Origin of the sequence: Tritonibacter mobilis (assembly GCF_001681715.1) — a bacterium.
In the GTDB taxonomy this organism is placed as follows: Bacteria; Pseudomonadota; Alphaproteobacteria; order Rhodobacterales; family Rhodobacteraceae; genus Epibacterium; species Epibacterium mobile.
In genome coordinates this window covers 40675-57836 of the sequence record NZ_LNWY01000026.1, presented here as the reverse complement: position 1 = coordinate 57836, position 17162 = coordinate 40675, and the positions used below count along the sequence as shown (strand labels likewise).

At 58.5% G+C, this 17162-nt stretch carries 16 protein-coding genes and 1 tRNA gene; 9 read left to right on the top strand and 8 right to left on the bottom strand.

Annotation, left to right across the window (positions count from 1 at the left end):
* Window positions 1-201: 201 nt before the first annotated feature.
* Window positions 202-291 (bottom strand) — tRNA-Ser (locus UB90_RS20850).
* 286 nt (window positions 292-577) lie between these two features.
* Between UB90_RS20850 and UB90_RS20845 the strand changes: the two genes are divergently transcribed.
* The 8 genes from UB90_RS20845 to UB90_RS20810 all read left to right on the top strand — a co-directional run bounded on the left by UB90_RS20845 (window position 578) and on the right by UB90_RS20810 (window position 7787).
* Window positions 578-1483, top strand: a complete 906-nt coding sequence (locus UB90_RS20845; RefSeq protein WP_074712667.1) for an SPOR domain-containing protein — start codon at window positions 578-580, stop codon at window positions 1481-1483.
* Window positions 1484-1545: 62 nt separating this feature from the next.
* Window positions 1546-2727: a D-alanyl-D-alanine carboxypeptidase family protein gene (locus UB90_RS20840; RefSeq protein WP_065327047.1), complete on the top strand. Its 1182-nt coding sequence runs from the start codon at window positions 1546-1548 to the stop codon at window positions 2725-2727.
* Entirely contained in the window at window positions 2724-3368 is a 645-nt protein-coding gene (gene tmk / locus UB90_RS20835) for a dTMP kinase (RefSeq protein ID WP_065322931.1), read from the top strand. Before UB90_RS20840 ends, tmk begins: the two co-directional genes overlap by 4 nt.
* Complete coding sequence (locus tag UB90_RS20830) at window positions 3365-4486, top strand: DNA polymerase III subunit delta' (protein WP_065327048.1); 1122 nt, start codon at window positions 3365-3367, stop codon at window positions 4484-4486. Before tmk ends, UB90_RS20830 begins: the two co-directional genes overlap by 4 nt.
* Before the next feature lie 61 nt (window positions 4487-4547).
* Window positions 4548-5351 carry a TatD family hydrolase gene (locus UB90_RS20825; RefSeq protein ID WP_065327049.1) on the top strand — a complete coding sequence of 268 codons (804 nt, stop codon included), beginning with the start codon at window positions 4548-4550 and terminating at the stop codon, window positions 5349-5351.
* A complete protein-coding gene (locus tag UB90_RS20820; protein ID WP_065327050.1) occupies window positions 5351-6148 on the top strand; it encodes an MBL fold metallo-hydrolase in 798 nt (265 codons plus the stop codon). The genes UB90_RS20825 and UB90_RS20820 overlap by 1 nt, the downstream gene beginning before the upstream one ends.
* 36 nt (window positions 6149-6184) lie before the next feature.
* Window positions 6185-7117, top strand: a complete 933-nt coding sequence (locus tag UB90_RS20815; protein ID WP_005614841.1) for an AEC family transporter — start codon at window positions 6185-6187, stop codon at window positions 7115-7117.
* Between the two features lie 124 nt (window positions 7118-7241).
* A complete protein-coding gene (locus UB90_RS20810) occupies window positions 7242-7787 on the top strand; it encodes a peroxiredoxin (RefSeq protein WP_065327051.1) in 546 nt (181 codons plus the stop codon).
* Window positions 7788-7860: 73 nt separating this feature from the next.
* On the opposite strand, the gene UB90_RS20805 is transcribed toward UB90_RS20810, so the two are convergent.
* The 7 genes from UB90_RS20805 to UB90_RS20775 all read right to left on the bottom strand — a co-directional run bounded on the left by UB90_RS20805 (window position 7861) and on the right by UB90_RS20775 (window position 16231).
* The gene (locus UB90_RS20805; RefSeq protein WP_065327052.1) at window positions 7861-9252 is read right to left on the bottom strand and encodes a M20 family metallopeptidase; all 1392 of its coding nucleotides are present in this window, start codon (window positions 9250-9252) and stop codon (window positions 7861-7863) included.
* Window positions 9249-10814: a gamma-glutamyltransferase family protein gene (locus UB90_RS20800; RefSeq protein WP_065327053.1), complete on the bottom strand. Its 1566-nt coding sequence runs from the start codon at window positions 10812-10814 to the stop codon at window positions 9249-9251. Before UB90_RS20800 ends, UB90_RS20805 begins: the two co-directional genes overlap by 4 nt.
* Window positions 10811-11794: an ABC transporter ATP-binding protein gene (locus UB90_RS20795; protein ID WP_009175704.1), complete on the bottom strand. Its 984-nt coding sequence runs from the start codon at window positions 11792-11794 to the stop codon at window positions 10811-10813. The genes UB90_RS20800 and UB90_RS20795 overlap by 4 nt, the downstream gene beginning before the upstream one ends.
* The gene (locus UB90_RS20790; RefSeq protein WP_005614852.1) at window positions 11791-12786 is read right to left on the bottom strand and encodes an ABC transporter ATP-binding protein; all 996 of its coding nucleotides are present in this window, start codon (window positions 12784-12786) and stop codon (window positions 11791-11793) included. The genes UB90_RS20795 and UB90_RS20790 overlap by 4 nt, the downstream gene beginning before the upstream one ends.
* Before the next feature lie 3 nt (window positions 12787-12789).
* Complete coding sequence (locus UB90_RS20785) at window positions 12790-13686, bottom strand: ABC transporter permease (RefSeq protein ID WP_065327054.1); 897 nt, start codon at window positions 13684-13686, stop codon at window positions 12790-12792.
* A gap of 1 nt (window position 13687) precedes the next feature.
* Window positions 13688-14605 (bottom strand): ABC transporter permease, encoded by a 918-nt coding sequence (locus UB90_RS20780; protein ID WP_005614855.1) that lies wholly within the window; start codon window positions 14603-14605, stop codon window positions 13688-13690.
* Window positions 14606-14707: 102 nt separating this feature from the next.
* A complete protein-coding gene (locus UB90_RS20775) occupies window positions 14708-16231 on the bottom strand; it encodes an ABC transporter substrate-binding protein (protein ID WP_065327055.1) in 1524 nt (507 codons plus the stop codon).
* 153 nt (window positions 16232-16384) lie between these two features.
* On the opposite strand from UB90_RS20775, the gene UB90_RS20770 reads away from it, so the two are divergent.
* On the top strand, window positions 16385-17146 hold the full coding sequence (locus UB90_RS20770) for an IclR family transcriptional regulator (protein WP_065327056.1): 762 nt from the start codon (window positions 16385-16387) through the stop codon (window positions 17144-17146).
* Window positions 17147-17162: the final 16 nt, after the last annotated feature.

Sequence of the window (17162 nt, the reverse complement as noted above, 5' to 3'; positions counted from 1 at the left end):
CTACTTTGCGCAACAGAGCCAGAGCTTAGCAATGGTGCAGAAATATTCCAAGGGAGCGAACCAAAAACGCCTCGCAAAAGAGGCCCAAAACCTACGAGAACAAAAATGGAGCAAAACGTGAAAGTGGGAAACTTTGTAGGAAACTGCCAAGTTGTGGTCGTTTCCGAGATCTGCATGAAAGTTTGTAACCCATTGACTTAATGGCGGGGAGACAGGGATTCGAACCCTGGGAACGCTCTCACGTTCAACGGTTTTCAAGACCGCCGCATTCGACCACTCTGCCACCTCCCCGGTTCTGCAGATCGAACTGTGGTGCGGTTTAGGGTGCAAGCGCACCGGTGGCAAGGAGAAATGCAACCTCTTTGCTCAGATCTTGCGAGAATGACGCGCAATCCACCGCCCATTGAAGGGGAGAAGCCAAACGTCAGGGTTTCCATACCAAAACACTGCGTTTATGCTTTGTGCGACGACGCAGGAGACCGGAAAATCGGCAACCATCGAACCTTGATTTCGTTAGGGATGGATGCGTCGAGGCGAACACAGGTGATGACGGACCATGAGCAGGCAGGATACGCGCATGAGCGATAGGAATACGGACCCGGCAAACTGCCCCAGACGTGTCTCAAAGGGTATGGCACTTGCGCTTGCAGGTGTGCTGGCGCTGGCGGGCTGTGAAGAGGGGGCGAACCTTTCCTTCCTGCAACCCAAAGACAAGGGCGCACAAGGGGCACCAAGCAACTCTACCAAATTGGTTGAGCGTGACGTTGAAGCGCCGGATGTGTTTCAGGTGACCGAAGCGGGTTTGTGGGATGGGCGTCCGTCCATTGGCGGGGTTTGGGTTGCGCATCCTGACGTCAAAGATCCTGAACGTGTTATTATTCGCAACAACGCCAATGGAAAATTTGTAATTGGCGCCTTGTTCCGCCGTGAACGCGCAATTCCGGGGCCACGGTTGCAGGTGTCCTCTGACGCGGCAGCGGCGCTGTCGATGCTCGCAGGGGCGCCGGTGGAGCTGAATGTTACTGCGCTGCGTCGCGAAGCTGTTGAAGAAACACCAGCTGCATCAGACGTTCCCGAGATCGAAGGGCTGGACGAGAGCCCGCAAGTGGCCGCGTCTGCTGCCGTTGAAACTGAGACGCTCGACCCTATCGCGGGCGGCGCCGCAGCCGCTATTGAGGCCACTGCGCCTGCCGCAGCGCCTGCGCCAGCCAGCCCGAAACCGGCCGCACCTGCGCCAGCGCGCTCTGCTTTGACCAAACCTTATATCCAGATTGGTATTTTCAGTGTCGAAGCGAACGCCAAGCGCACTGCGGATCAGATGCGAAATGCGGGTATCATCCCGACCATTTATGAGCAATCATCCAATGGCAAAGCCTTCTGGCGTGTGGTGGTTGGCCCTGCGCAATCCAAAGGTGAGCGCACGCAGCTGTTGAAAGCTGTGAAAAGCGCAGGCTTTGCCGACGCCTATGCCGTGACAAACTGAACCGGGTCTCATCGACCCGAACCAGCATAAACAGACAAGCGCTCCAAGGGAGGACCTCCCCCGTGACAATCCGCTTTATTTCCGCAACTTGCTTTGGCGCTTTGGCCGGGCTTTGGCTTGCGAGTTCCACGACGGCTCTGCAGGCTTTTGAGACCAAGGCCCGAGCGGCCTATGTGGTCGATCAAGGCACAAACACTGTGCTTCTGAGCAAGAATGCTGACGTGCCGATGCCGCCAGCCTCCATGTCAAAGCTGATGACCCTTTATGTTGCCTTTGAGGCGGTGCGTGATGGACGTCTGACCATGGATGAACGTCTGCCCGTCAGCGAACATGCGATGAGCTACAAAGGCTCGACCATGTTCCTTGATACCACCGACCGGGTGCGGGTTGAGGATCTGTTGCGCGGTATTATCGTGCTTTCAGGGAATGACGCATGTGCTGTGATCGCCGAAGCCCTGAGCCCCGATGGCACCGAGGCAGGCTTTGCCCGCTATATGACCCGCCGCGCGCGTGAACTGGGCATGAGCGAGAGCACATTCATGAATTCCAACGGATGGCCAGACCAAGGTCACGAAATGTCCGTGCGCGACCTTGCTATTCTGGCGGAACATCTGATCGAGGATTTCCCCGAATTTTATCCGATGTTCTCCGAGCAGGAGTTCGCCTTTGATGGCCGCGCACCATCCAACACGCGCAATCGCAATCCGCTGCTGCAACTGGATATCGGCGCGGATGGCCTCAAGACAGGTCACACCCAAGAAGCGGGTTACGGGCTTGTAGGTTCTGCCAAACAGGGCGACCGGCGTGTCATTTTTGTGATCTCAGGCATGAACAGTACACCTGAGCGCGCAGAAGAGAGCGAAGCGATTGTGAATTGGGCCTTTCGTCAGTTCACCAAGAAGACCATCGCACGCGAAGGTCTTGCAGTGGAGCAGGCAGAGGTGTGGATGGGCGACAGCCCAACCGTGGGGTTGGTGCCCGCAGAAAATCTCGAGATCCTGCTTCCGGCGCTTTCAGGTGATGCGATCAAGGCCGAAGTTGTCTATACCGGCCCCGTTACCGCGCCGATTCAGGCCGGTCAGCAGCTTGCCGAATTGGTTGTCAAACCCGAAGACCTGCCCGAAATGCGCCTGCCACTGGTGGCGCAAAGCGATGTGGGGACCGGGGGGTTCCCGGTGAAGGTGATGACTGCGGCCCGTGTTCTGGTGAAGCGCTTCCTGAATGGTCCTGAGGACGCGACGTGAACCAATACCAAGGCCCCGGCCTGTTCCTGACCTTCGAAGGTATCGATGGGTCGGGCAAATCGTCTCAATGCCGCCTGCTGGCGGATCATCTGCGCGGGTTGGGCCGCGAAGTGGTGCTAACACGCGAGCCCGGCGGCTCTGCCGGTGCCGAGGAAATCCGTAGCCTCGTGCTGGAGGGTGATCCTGATCGCTGGTCGGCAGAGACCGAGATCTTGCTGTTCACAGCTGCTCGCCGTGACCATCTGGAACGCACAATTCTGCCTGCGCTCGCAGCAGGCAAGGTTGTCATATGTGACCGCTTTGCCGATTCCACGCGCATGTATCAGGGTCTGTCCCGCGGCGATTTGCGTGCCACCGTCGACAGTCTGCACAAGCTGATGATCGGGCGCGAGCCGGATGTTACGATATTGATCGATATGGATCCCGAAACGGGCCTTGCGCGGGCCAAGGGGCGGCAGGGAACAGAAGAGCGGTTTGAGGACTTTGGCCTCGCGCTCCAGGAAAAGATGCGTGCAGGTTTCTTGTCGCTGGCCGATGAATTTGCGGACCGGTTCCGGATTGTCGATGGAGCACAGGACATGGACGCGGTTGCAGCGGATATTGCACGCATCGCTGAGGCGGAGCTGGATCAGCGTTCATGAGCGAGGCCGACGATCTTCCGCGTGCCGATCAGGCCGAGGGCGCGCCGCACCCACGCGAGACAGTGCGGCTTTATGGTCATGCGCAGGCGGAAGCGGATTTTTTACACGCATTCTCGTCGGAGCGGTTGCATCACGCATGGCTGATCATGGGGCCGCGCGGTGTTGGCAAAGCTACCTTGGCGTGGCGCATTGCGCGTTTCCTGCTGGCAACTCCCCCGATGGAAGAGGACGGTTTGTTTGGTGCGCCACCGCCGCCGAACAGCCTTGATATTGATCCGGACCATCCGGTGAGCCACCGCATGCAGGCTCTTGCGGAGCAGGGCATGGCGGCAATCACCCGTAGCTATAACGACAAAGGTCGCCTGCGCGATCAGATCGTTGTGGACGACATCCGTGTATTGAACCGGTTTTTTGGCCTGTCTTCTGCCGAAGGCGGACGCCGGGTGGTGATCGTCGACAGCGCGGATGAGATGAACGTTAATGCCGCCAATGCCTTGCTGAAAATGCTCGAAGAGCCGCCCGCGCGCACCACATTGCTGCTGATTTCGCACCAGCCCTCGCGGCTGCTGCCTACGATCCGGTCGCGCTGCCGGACGCTGCGGCTTGGCCCGCTTCAGCCCGACGATATGCAGGCGGCCCTGGAACAGGCCGGGGCGTCATTGCCAGAAGACCCGACCCATCTTGCCGCACTTGCTGCGGGATCAGTGGGGGCCGCGATGCGATTGCTGTCGCTGGAGGGGATGAAGCTCTACTCAGAGCTTTTGGCAATCATCGACAGCCTGCCACGGCTTGATCGCCAACGCGCCATGGCGCTTGCTGAAAAGGCAGCCGCGAGAGGGGGGGCAGAGCGGTTTGAGCTGATGTTGACCCTCATTGATGTCTTGTTGGTGCGCTTGGCGCGCACGGGTGCGACGGGACAGGCACCGATGCCGGAAGCGGCGCAAAATGAAGGCGCGATTTTGGCGCGACTGTCGCCCAATCCGCATAAAGCGCGGGCATGGGCGGATCTTGCAGCCACGGTCACCGAACGCACCCGTCACGGTCAGGCGGTGAACCTTGACCCTGCTGCCTTGGTCCTAGATACGGTATTCAAGATGCAGGACACCGCGTCGCGCTGAAGTATTCCCTCTGTGCGATCGGCGGCAGAACCGCGACAGCTTGAATGCGACAGAGGCAACTATGACGACCCCGCAAATCACAGACAGCCATTGCCACCTCGATTTCCCGGATTTTGACGGGGAACTTCCAGAGGTTCTGGCCCGTGCGGCAGAGGCTGGCGTGACCCGTATGGTCACCATCTGCACCAAGCTCAAAAATGAACCCACCGTGCGGGCGCTCGCCGCGGCCCATGCGCCGGTGTTCTACGCGGCGGGAACCCATCCGATGAGCGCTGCCGAAGAGCCGCTCGTGACGGTGGATGAGTTGGTCGCACTGGCGCAGCACCCGAAATTTGTCGGTATCGGCGAGACGGGTCTGGACTATCACTACACAGGCGATAGCGCCGAAATCCAAAAGCAAAGCCTGCGTATTCATATTAAGGCTGCGCAAGAGACCGGATTGCCGCTCATTATCCACGCGCGCGCCGCGGATGAGGATATGGCCCGCATTTTGCGCGAAACACATGCAGAGAAAGCCTATTGCTGCGTGATGCATTGCTTTTCATCTTCGGCTGAGTTGGGGCGCGCCGCGCTGGATCTGGGGTTCTACCTGTCGATGTCCGGCATCGCCGCCTTCCCCAAGAGCCAGGAACTACGCGACATTTTTGCCATTGCCCCTATCGACCGGATTTTGGTGGAAACCGACAGTCCCTATCTTGCGCCGCCACCCTATCGCGGCAAACGCAATGAACCTGCCTATACCGCCCACACAGCCAAGGTCGGCGCGGAGGTGTTTGGCTTGGATTACGCGGAATTTGCAGCCCGTACGCAGGAGAATTTTGACCGACTGTTCTGGAAAGCCGCGCAATATGAGGCCGCTGCCTGATGCCGGAGTTGCGTTGCACGATCCTTGGATGCGGGTCTTCTGGTGGGGTTCCGCGCCTTGGCGGTCATTGGGGGGATTGCGATCCCGAAAACCCAAAAAACAGTCGCCGTCGGTGCTCCATGCTGGTGCAGCAGGACGGCCCTGAAGGCACAACAACGGTGCTGATCGACACCAGCCCCGATATGCGCAGCCAATTGCTGGATGCCGGTATCGGACGGCTTGATGCGGTGGTCTACACCCACGCGCATGCAGATCATGTGCATGGGCTGGATGACCTCCGGATGGTCGTTTTCAACATGCGCGAGCGCATCCCGGTCTATGCCGACACGCCGACCAAGACCGACCTGCTTGATCGTTTTGGCTATGCTTTTATTCAGCCCGAAGGCTCCAGCTATCCGCCCATTTTGGAGATGCGCGATATCGACGGCGCGTTTGAGATTTCGGGCGCAGGCGGCTCCATTCCATTCATACCGTTTTTGGTAAACCACGGCGGAATTGATGCGCTGGGATTCCGGATTGGCGATCTGGCCTACCTGCCTGACGTCGCCAAAATTCCCGAGCATGTGGTGCCTGTGCTCGAGGGGCTGGATTGCTGGGTGATCGACTCATTGCGCCGTACACCGCATCCTACGCATTTCTCCTATCAGGAGGCGCTGGCGTGGATTGATCGTATGCAACCCGCTCGTGCGGTGCTGACCAATATGCACATCGATATGGATTACGACACGGTCGAGGCCGAGACACCTGACCACATCACGCCCGCCTTCGATGGCATGGTGATCCACAGCGATTATTGAATAAAAAGAATTCTAAAAGACCGGGACGACAGGCTTATGATTTTCAACCTTATCAATGTCGTCTTGCCGGTTTTTGTCGTGGTCGGCATCGGCTACGTGCTGACCCTGCGCGGGATGTTCCAGCAAGTCCAGATGGACGGGTTGATGAAATTTGCCCAAGGTGTTGCGATCCCCTTTCTGCTGTTTCGCGCCATGGCGGGGATCGATCTGCAATCCGGTTTTGACCCGCGCTTGCTGATCAGCTTCTACATCGGCGCGGGGGCCTGTTTCTTTGCGGGCTTCTTTGGCGCACGTCTCATTTTTAAACGTGATTGGGAAGATTGCGTTGCCATCGGTTTTTGTTGTCTGTTTTCAAATTCGGTGCTGCTGGGTCTGCCGATTACCGAGCGCGCCTTTGGGCCGGATGCGTTGGTCGGCAACTACGCGATTATCGCGTTTCACTCGCCGTTTTGCTACGCGCTTGGCATTACCGCTATGGAAGTCATTCGCAACCGGGGGCAGGGCGGTTTGCGCACCGTGAAATCTGTTTTCCGGTCGATCTTTAAGAACAACCTGATCATTGCAATCCTCGCCGGGTTTGCGGTGAACCTATCGGGGTTGAGCATCCCTGAACCGGTGGATGAGGCGCTGGCGCTGGTTGCCAAAGCGGGACTTCCGACTGCGCTTTTTGCGCTAGGCGGGATCATGGTGCAGTATCGGCCAGAGGGAGATTTGCGCACCATCGCAATGGTTTGCTGTATTGCGTTGTTGCTGCATCCGGCCATTGTCTATGGGCTTGGTTCTGCATTGGACGTGCGCCAAGACCTGTTCCGATCCGGGGTTATGAATGCGGCCATGGCGCCCGGTGTGAATGCTTATATCTTTGCAAATATGTATGGCCGCGCCAAACGCGTGGCGGCCTCTTCGGTGCTGATTGCAACCGCGTCCAGCGTGGTGACCGTGCTGCTGTGGCTGACGCTCCTGAGTTAGCCAAAATAGGCGTGGGGCAGGGGGATTGAATCACTTTGGTGAAGTTTTTCCAGCCCCCTTGCACCCCTTGCCAGATGCGGTAAGACACGGGCTGAAAATTCCAAATCAGTTTCAAGGATCTCCCATGTTTGCTGGACAAAAACTCCCCCAGGTGACCTTCCGCACCCGCGTTCGCGACGACAGCATCGAGGGCCCGAACCCGTTCCGCTGGCAGGATGTGACCACCGCGGATTACTTCGCGGGCAAGCGCGTGATCCTGTTCTCGTTGCCGGGTGCTTTCACCCCCACTTGCTCCACCTATCAGTTGCCGGGCTTTGAAAACGGGTTTGAAGACTTCAAAGCCGAAGGCATCGACGAAATTTACTGCATGTCGGTCAACGACAGCTTTGTGATGAACAAATGGGCCGAAGCGCAGGGCATCAAGAACGTCAAAGTGATCCCCGATGGCTCCGGTGAGTTCACCCGTAAAGTCGGCATGTTGGTCGCCAAAGACAACCTCGGCTTCGGCATGCGCTCCTGGCGGTATGCGGCCATCATCAACGATGGCGTTGTAGAAGCCTATTTTGAAGAGCCCGGCCGTGACGATAACCACGCCGAAGATCCCTATGGTGAATCTTCGCCGGAAAACCTGATGAAGCACCTGAAAGAAAAGGTCACCGAAGCAGCGTAAGCCGCTCTGGATCAGTTAAAAAAGCCCCGCAAGATAACTTGCGGGGCTTTTTGCGTTTGCGATCATATCGATGTCAGGACTTTGGTCCGCCCTGTTCTCCGAGATCCCAGAATACGCCTGCCATCACCCGCAGGGCATCGCGGCAGACAGGTTTTAGCACATGTTCGTTGGGTGCGTGCTGCGAACAGCCACGGTAAGAGTGTGGCACCCAGATCGTCGGAACCTCCAGAATATCGGTGAAACTGTCGTTTGGCAGCGAGCCTGCGAGGTTTGGCAACACATGCAACTCACCTGAGGTCTTTCGGATCGAGTCGCCCACAAACTGCGCCCAAGGGTGCTCGGGGTCCAGACGCGTTGCAGCAAAGAACCCGCGATCGTGGCAGCGGATCTCGACATTTTCAAACCCGTGCGCATCAAGGTGGCGGCGCAGGGCAGGGACCACGTCTTCGGGATCGGTGCCGACCACGTATCGCAGCTGGCAGGTGGCGCGCGCCCAGCCGGAAATCGCATTGACCGGCGCATCCGGCACGCCAGACACCATCGCCAGAACGGTAAAGCTGTTCCAGCCAAAGACTCGCTCTGCCGGGGTGAGGTCTTCTTCGCCCCAATCCGGGTTCACCGCCGGTCCTTGGCCGCCTGCGACGGGCAAGTCTCTCAGGGCGGCGCGCACACTGTCCGTAAGGCTGTCGGGGCGCCATTCGGGAACTTTGATCTGGCCGCGCACATCGGTGATGCAGGCCAAAGCATGGGCAAGGATCATCGCCGGGTCAGACAGTAACCCACCCCAGTTGCCCGAGTGATGCGCGCCCTCGTGTGTTTCCACCACCAGATCAAAGGTTGTGCCGCCGCGCGACCCCATAAACATGGTTGGAACGTCGGGCTGCAAGCGCGGACCATCCGAGGCGATCAGAACATCCGCTGTCAGCCGATCCTTATAGGCCTTGAACACTTCGGGCAGACCGACCGAGCCGACCTCTTCACTCATTTCAAGCACGATGCGGGTGTTGAAACCAAGGCTGCCGCGTTCTGCCACAACGGCCTCAAGGGCGGCGATGTTGATCAGATGCTGACCTTTGTTATCCGCAGTGCCGCGTCCATATAGGCGGTCGCCTTCCTCAACGATTTTCCAAGGTGACAGACCATCGCGCCACATGCCGTCCTGTCCGAGCACCGCATCGCCGTGACCGTAGGTCAGTACGGTGGGCAAATCGTCGCCCTCCACGCGTTCGCCGATCAAGAGCGGGCCGCCTCTGGGATCTGGGTTGTCGATGATTTCACAGTTGAACCCCAGCGCGTTCAGGCGTGGCAGCATCGCTTGTTCGAGGTAGCGCTGACATTCGGAGCGGGCTTCGGGGGCGTCGCTTTGGCTCTCGCTGCGATAGGTCACGAGATCTGCAAGGTCGGATTGGAACTGTCCGGCCTCAAAATAGTCGGTTACGCGGGAAATGGCGGCGTCGCGGCTCATAGGTCGTCCTCGGAGATTGCGTCGCCCCATGGCGACATGATTTCGGTGCAGCCGCTGTTCACATCTCCTTTACGCATCACACCTGCGGGGCAGGCAAAGGCATAAGGGGATACGGTGCGGCGCGTGGTGCTAGTGGGTTTTTCCTCGGCAAGCGCAGAAAGAACCTCTGGGGGGAGGGTTTCATCTGCGATGATCTGGTCACCGCCTGACATGTCGATGCGCGGCGTGTGAAAGGCCTGCTCCACATCCATTTTGCCATCAACCATGAATGACGCGATCTGAGAGACGGCAGAGACGATTTTCCGCCCCCCTGACGCCCCCAGTGCAAAGCGTTTGTCACCAACGCTGCCTAGCACCGGGCAGACGTTCATCAGACATGCTTTATTGGGGGCCAAGGAGTTTGGACGCCCTTGTTCGGGATCAAACCACATGATGCCGTTGTTCATCAGGAATCCCGTCGCAGGGGAGACCACGCGGCTGCCAAAGATCGACAAAAGCGTTTGGGTGTGGGTGACCATGTTTCCGTCGCGGTCCACCACCGAAAAATGGGTGGTGCAACCGGGGGCTTCTGGCACTTCGCCGTCATCGCCCATTTTGCCGAGACGTTCCGCATAGGCCCGGTCAAGGGCGCGGGCATAGGCTACATAAGTTGCCGCTGGTGTCGACAGGTCCGCACCTTCCAGTTGCTCCATCACCCGCGCGAATGTGGGACCGGCGGTGAGGCCCGGCATCACGTGGAACTGGGCATCGCGGTAAGAGACCGGTTGCGCGGCCCCCATCCAGGCCTTGTAGCCTGCGAGGTCCTCGGCGGAGAGGTAGCCACCTTTGTCTTGCACGTCGCGGGCCATAGCTTGTGCCAGATCGCCCTCATAGAACCCCCGTGCGCCAGATTGAGCGATATGGCTCAGCGAGTCTGCCATGCGGCTTTGATCGAGGCGATTGTCAGGAACTGCGGTCCAGCCGGACCCTTTGGGCCAAATACCGTCATCCAGAAACAGGGTCGCCGCATCCGGGTCGCGAGCCAGATTGCGCGCGGTGGAGGCGATCAAGAGTGCGGCATACCAGTCTACCAGCATGCCCTCTTTGGCGTGGGCAATGGCCGGTTCAAGCAGGTCTGCCCAAGGCATCTTGCCCCAACGCGCATGTGCCTGCCCAATACCATCGACGGTGCCGGGAACGGCGATTGCGGTTGCGCCTTCGACGTTGCGATCGTCGACCACCCGTTCCCATGGGAACAAATCGCCCGCCTTGCCATCTCCCGAGAGCGGATAGTTGGCAACATCCAGACCTTTGGGCGAGCGCATGCCAAAGTTGATCGCCACCGCCTCGCCTGTGTCCGCGCGCCAGTGGATGGCCGCACCGCCCCCAGCGGGGCCGCTCATCCACGGTTCAAGCACCCCCACCACAAAGGACGTCGCGACTGCAGCGTCCACGGCGTCGCCTCCGGCGCGTAATACGGCTGCGCCTGCTTCTGCGGCTTGTCGGTGCTGCGAGGCGACCACGCCGCCGGCGGTCTTAACGACGTGTTTGCGGGTGACTTGCGTCTTTGACAGAGCACTCATGCTGCATCCTTTCGCGTCATGGGGCTATCGGGGTCTGCCAAATGGCATTCGACATGGCCGTGATCTGTCTTGATCGGCCGTGGCGCGACGGTTTTGCAGTGCTGTGTTGCCAGCGGGCACCGTGGATGGAATGCGCATCCCGACGGGGGATTGATGGGGTTTGGATAGGCCGTACCAAGCGCAGTTTCCGGCACGCCAAGTCCCGGCTCAGGTGTCAGAACCGAACTCAGGAGCGCGCGCGTGTAGGGGTGCTTGGGATTGTCAAAGAGTTCTGCAACCGGGGCCTCTTCGACGATCCGGCCCAGATACATCACCGCCACGCGTGTCGCCAGATGTTCAACAACCGCAAGGTCATGGCTGATGAACAGATAGGTGAGGCCAAATTCGCGCCGCAGATCGCCCAGAAGGTTGAGGATCTGGCTTTGCACCGAGACATCCAAGGCCGAAGTCGGCTCGTCGCAGATCACGATTTCGGGCTTCATCACCAAGGCACGCGCAATGGCGACGCGCTGGCGTTGACCGCCCGACATTTGGCTGGGGTAGGTGTTCATGACCCGCTGCGGCAGGCCCACCACATCCAGCATGTCCTTTACGGCTTTGCGCTGGCTGGCGCTGTCACCGATGTTGTGAACACGTAAGGGCAGCGAAATGATATCGTAGATCGACTTGCGCGGATTGAGCGAGGAATAAGGGTCCTGAAAGATGGGCTGCAACCGTCCTGCCAGACCGCGCCGGTCCAGCGTCTCCATCGACTCGCCATCAACCAGCACCTGACCAGAGGTGGGTTTCTCCAGTCCGAGCAAGAGTTTGGCCAATGTGGATTTACCACAGCCGGACTCGCCCACCAGCCCTAAGACCTCGCCCTTGCCGAGCGACAGTGAGACGTCGTTGACGGCCGTCAACGGCTTGCGCGCTCCGAACAGGCCCTGTTTGACGCTATAGGTTTTCTTTACCCCTTCAAGGGTCAGAACATCGCTCATGCCGCCTCTCCTTCTTCGGATAGCGCTCCATCGGGGTGGATGCATTTGAATTCATGACTGGCATCGCCCCGCAGCGGGATATCCGCGCGGCATTCCGGGCGGGCATGTGGGCAGCGGGTGCGGAACACACAGCCGCTGACCTCGCCAATCAACGAGGGCACAATGCCCGGAATGGTGCCAAGAGGTGCGCCGCGCTCGGTTTTGCCGGGCTGCGGGATGCAGCGCAAAAGTCCGCGTGTGTAGGGGTGGCTGGGTGTTGCAAACACCTCTGCTGCGGGGCCGGTTTCGACCAATTCACCCGCATACATCACGGCCACTTTGTCCGCCACGCGTGCCACCACGCCGAGATCATGGGTGATCAGGATCATGGCCATGTTCATCTCGCGCGTGAGATCCACCAACAACCGCAGGATCTGTGCCTGAATGGTCACATCAAGTGCGGTGGTAGGTTCATCCGCGATCAGCAGGTCTGGTTCACACATCAAAGCCAAGGCGATCATCACCCGCTGCCGCAAACCGCCAGACAATTGGTGCGGATATTGCGACAGGCGGCTTTCGGCGGCAGTGATGCCGACCTTTTCCAGCAGTTCAATCGCGCGCGCCCGAGCGACGGATTTGCTGACCTTGCGATGCAGCAGCAGCGTCTCGGTCAACTGATCGCCAATGGTGTAGGCCGGATTGAGCGAGGTCATCGGTTCCTGAAAGATCATCGCGATCCGGTTGCCGCGCAGATCGCGCATCACCCGGCGATTGGCGGTTTGCAGATCGACATTGTCAAACCGCATCTCATCGGCCTGACGTTTGATCGATTTTCCCAAAAGCCCCATTACCGCAAGCGATGTGAGCGATTTGCCAGAGCCACTTTCGCCAACGATGGAAAGGGTCTCGCCGCGTTTGAGATCAAAATCAATGCCACGCACCGCGTGCAACGTGCCGCTGCCGGTCGGGATGTTGAGGGTCAGGTTCTTTACGGAAAGAAGCGTATCGGTCATGGGTCAGCTCCGTCCTTCGGGGGCGGTGACGTCACGCAGTCCGTCGCCCATCAGATTGATCGCCAGCACCAGCAAGAAGAGCACAGCGCCGGGGATGAGAACGAGCCATGGCTCGAACAGCATCATGTTTTTGCCTTCGCTCACCATCAGCCCCCACGAAGGGGTCGGCGGTTGCACACCAAGGCCAAGGAAGCTCAATGCCGCTTCGAGCAGGATCGCATGGGCCATCTCCAGCGTGATCACCACGATCAGATTGTTGAAGATGTTGGGCATGATTTCGGTCAGCAAAATGCGCGGCGTAGAGGCACCGATGACCTGCGCGGCGGCCACGTAGTCGCGGCGGCTGACCTGCAAGGTTGACGCCCGCATCACCACGGCGAAGCGGTCCCACAAAAGGAGGCCAAGAACGCAGACCACGACCGTCAGCGAGCCGCCGAGGATGGCCACCACCGCGAGGGCCACCAACACCACAGGCATCGCCAAACGCACATTGATGAGGAAGGTGACAACCGCGTCGACCTTGCCACCAAAGTAGCCAGCGGCCACCCCCATCGCGGTACCGATCACGCCCGAAATGAGCGCGGCCACCGCACCGATCAGCAGAGAAACACGCGCGCCGTAGATCAGGCGCGACAAATAATCCCGGCCTAGATGGTCGGTGCCGAGTGGGTGTTCCCATGTGCCGCCCAGAAACACGGGCGGTACCATGCGGTTCATCAGGCTTTGTTCGTAGGGGTCGTGGGGGGCCAGAATGGGCGCAAGTATGGCGATGACAACCAACAGGCCAACTACGATCAGGCCAAAGATAAGCCCTTTGTGGCCAAGAGCGCGCAGCTTCAGCATTTGGCGCGGCGTCGGCCCTTGGACTTCTTGATAGAGAGGATCAGTCGCGTCGGTCACGTCAGGAACTCCGCATTCTTGGGTCCAGCCAAGCGTTCAGAACGTCGGCAAGGAAGGTGAAGACAATGTAGAACATTGAGAAAACGAGGATCAGTGCCTGCACGGTGGGCAGGTCGTTGCGGGCAATGCTCTCCCATGCGAGGAAACCCGCGCCATGCAACGCAAAGACGGATTCCACAACGATGGAGCCACCCAGCATAAAGCCCATTTGCACCGCAGCGAGGCTGACCACCGGGATGATCGCATTGCGCAAAGCGTGTTTGAACAAGACCCGTCCTTCGCCTGCACCCTTGGCGCGGGCTGTGCGGATGAAATCAGAGTTCAAGACGTCCAGCATACCCGCACGGGTCAGGCGCATGATCGCGGGCATCGCATAATAGCCCAGCACGATGGTCGGCATGATGAAATGGCGCCACGTCGCAGCACCGGATGGCGGCAACAGACCAAGTTGAATTGCAAAGACCACGATGAGGATCAAACCAAACCAAAAGGAAGGCATCGCCTGACCTGCAACGGACAGGAACAGTGCCACGCGATCGATGAGGGAGTTGGGGCGGATGGCTGCGGCAACGCCAAGCGGAACCGCCGTCAGAAGTGCGAAGGTGATACCACAGACGCCGAGCAGCATGGTGACTTGCAGGCGCTCTGCGATCAGGCTGGCAACGGGGAGTTTGAAATAATAGCTCTCGCCAAAATCGCCTCGAATGGCCGAGAATAGCCACTCGCCATATTGCACCAGCATCGGGCGGTCAAAACCGTAGACGCGGCGGATGGCCTCGATGTCTTCGCCACTTGCGGTTTCACCGGCAAGGGCAGCGGCGGGATCACCGGACAGGAACAGCAGCGAAAAACTGATGAAGCTGACCGTAAAGGCGACCAGCAGAGCCAAGCCCAGTCTCTTCAGGATGAAAGGAAGCATAAGTTACCTCGGGCGTCAGGCCTCAGGCCCGCGCATCTGGGGTTGTGTCGTAAGGGGGATGTCGGAAATCGAGGGGGCAGTTGCCCCCTCAACCGGGAGTGATCAGTTCCAGGACATATCTACGAACCGCAGAACCTCGTCCGCGGTGGGCGTGTAGCTTACGTCGTTGGTGAACACATAGTTGGTGTTGTAGCTGAACATCGGTGCCCAATAGGCTTCGCCGGTGATCTTCTTGATCGCCTTGGTGTAGTATTCGATCCGCTCGTCCGGGTTGGTGGAGCTATCGGCCACGTTCAGCCATTCCAGCACCTCGTCGTCACGGGTGCTGTCAAGCGAACCGTGCTTGAAGAACTGGCTGACCATCGCGGAGGCATCATTGATCGAGTAGCTGCCCCACGTCTGGAAAGACAGCGGAACGTCGCCCTTCATGTTCAGCTCGCGCAGTGCGGAATACTGCAGCATCTTGAAGTCGGTCTTGATACCTACGGCGTTCAGATAAGAAACGATGGCCTCTGCATATTGACGGTCGCGATAGGCGTAGAACTCGGTCGAGAACCCGTCAGGATACCCTGCTTCTGCCAGAAGCTCTTTGGCTTTTTCGGGGTTGTATTCATAGGTGGTCACGTCCTGCACGCAGCCGAACTGGCTGGGGAAGCACGGCGTGTTCACAACCTGACTGGAGCCTTTCAGCAAAGCATCCACAAGCTCCTGACGGTTGATCGCGTAATTGACCGCTTCGCGCACCTTGGCTTTGGTAAAAGGGTTGTCCGCACCGGAACGTCCAGCAGAGTCCATTTGCAGATAGCCGACGCGCATGGTGGATTCGTTGGCAACGGTGAATTGCCCCATTTGGCCAAGTTTCTCGGCCTGATCTGCAGGCACCTGCCAGATCAGATCGAGCGAGCCGGAAAACAACTCTGCCATCTGGGTGTTCACATCAGGAATGGTGCGGATGTCGATTTTCTCGATTTCCGGCTGCCCTTTGGGGCTGTCGTGGTAGTTTTCATTCGCTTCCAGAACGAAATGCTGACCCGGAACCACTTCGGTGACCTTGTAGGGGCCGGTGCCGATGGGCTTCAGGCCCATGCCGGAGGGGCCAGCCTCGGCGTAATATTCATTCGGGTATATCGAGACGGGACCGGAGAGGAACTCAATCGCCGCCGGGAATTTTTCTTTTAGCAGGATGCGCACTGTGTAGTCGTCGACTTTCTCAGCCGATTTCATCCAGTTGACGTTGCGCTGAGTTTTGACGCCGTTCTCTTCCTTTGCAACAAAGTTCACGGTGTAGACGACATCATCCGCGTTGAAGGGTTCGCCATTGTGGAAGGTCACGCCCTCACGCAGTTTCAGTTCCAGCGTGGTGTCGTCGATCCATTCCCAGCTTGTCGCAAGGTTGCCGATGTATTCGTTGGTTTGCGGATCACGATAGATCAGCCCGTCCCAAACCGCGCGCTGCATAACCACACCTTCGCGCGATGAATTGAAGTAGCTGTCAACGTTTTCCAGCTCTTTGGTGAAAGCCACGTTCAAAGTGCCCGAAGCCTTCTCGGCCAAAACAGGCATCGCGGTGGTCGAGGCCAATGTCAGCGCAACAAGCGCCGAGCGGGTGAAAGAAAGATCAATCATGTCATTTCCCTGTCTAATGCGATGGAGTGATTGAAGTATCATTATTTGATACTTATGATTGTTATTTGACCATCATACTCAGAGGCTGCCGGTTTTAGTCAAGTCTTTGTTACGTTCGAATTTTGTGAGTCACCGCTGAAACGGGGTAAAAGAATGGAAAAGAAGCAAAATCCTCTGTTCGTGGGGACACTGGCCAAAGGGCTGCGATTGTTGCGGGCGTTTGACGAATCACATGTGTCGCTTTCTTTGGCGGAACTGGTGGCGCGCACCGGACTGGAAAAAAGCGCCGTGCAGCGAATGGCGCATACGCTCCATCACGAGGGGATGTTGGAGCGTGACCCCGGCACACGCCGCTACAGGCCAAGTCATGCGTGGCTCGAGTTGGCCTACGCTTATTATTGGTCCGATCCGCTGATTTCGCGCGCATTGCCGAAGCTGGTGGAATTCAGCCGTGCCTACGGAGAAACGGTGAATTTGGCGCAGATTTCCGGGGATCATATCATCTATTCCCTGCGTCTGCCCAACCAGCGCACACAATTTGCAGCCAGTATCGTCGGGCGCCGCCTGCCGGCGCTTGGCACGGCATCGGGGCGCGTCATGCTCGCCACTTGGTCCAAGGAGGAGGTGACACATGCACTGGAAAACTGGCCAATCCGCTCCGCCACGCCCAAGACGATCACGGATCGCGAAGCCATTGCCGAAGATATTGCCCGTGCGAAAAACGATGGCTATTCGATCACGGATGGCCAGATGATGTTGAATGAAATCAGTCTTGCGGTGCCGGTGATATCTATCGATGGCCGGGCGAATGCCGCCGTGCAGGTTTCTGTCTCCAGCCTGACCTATGATGAAGCGCGCTTGAAAGGTGAGATCTTGCCAGCATTGCTGGACACGGCAGGTGGCATTCCCGGCTGATTAGAGACGTCTCGGC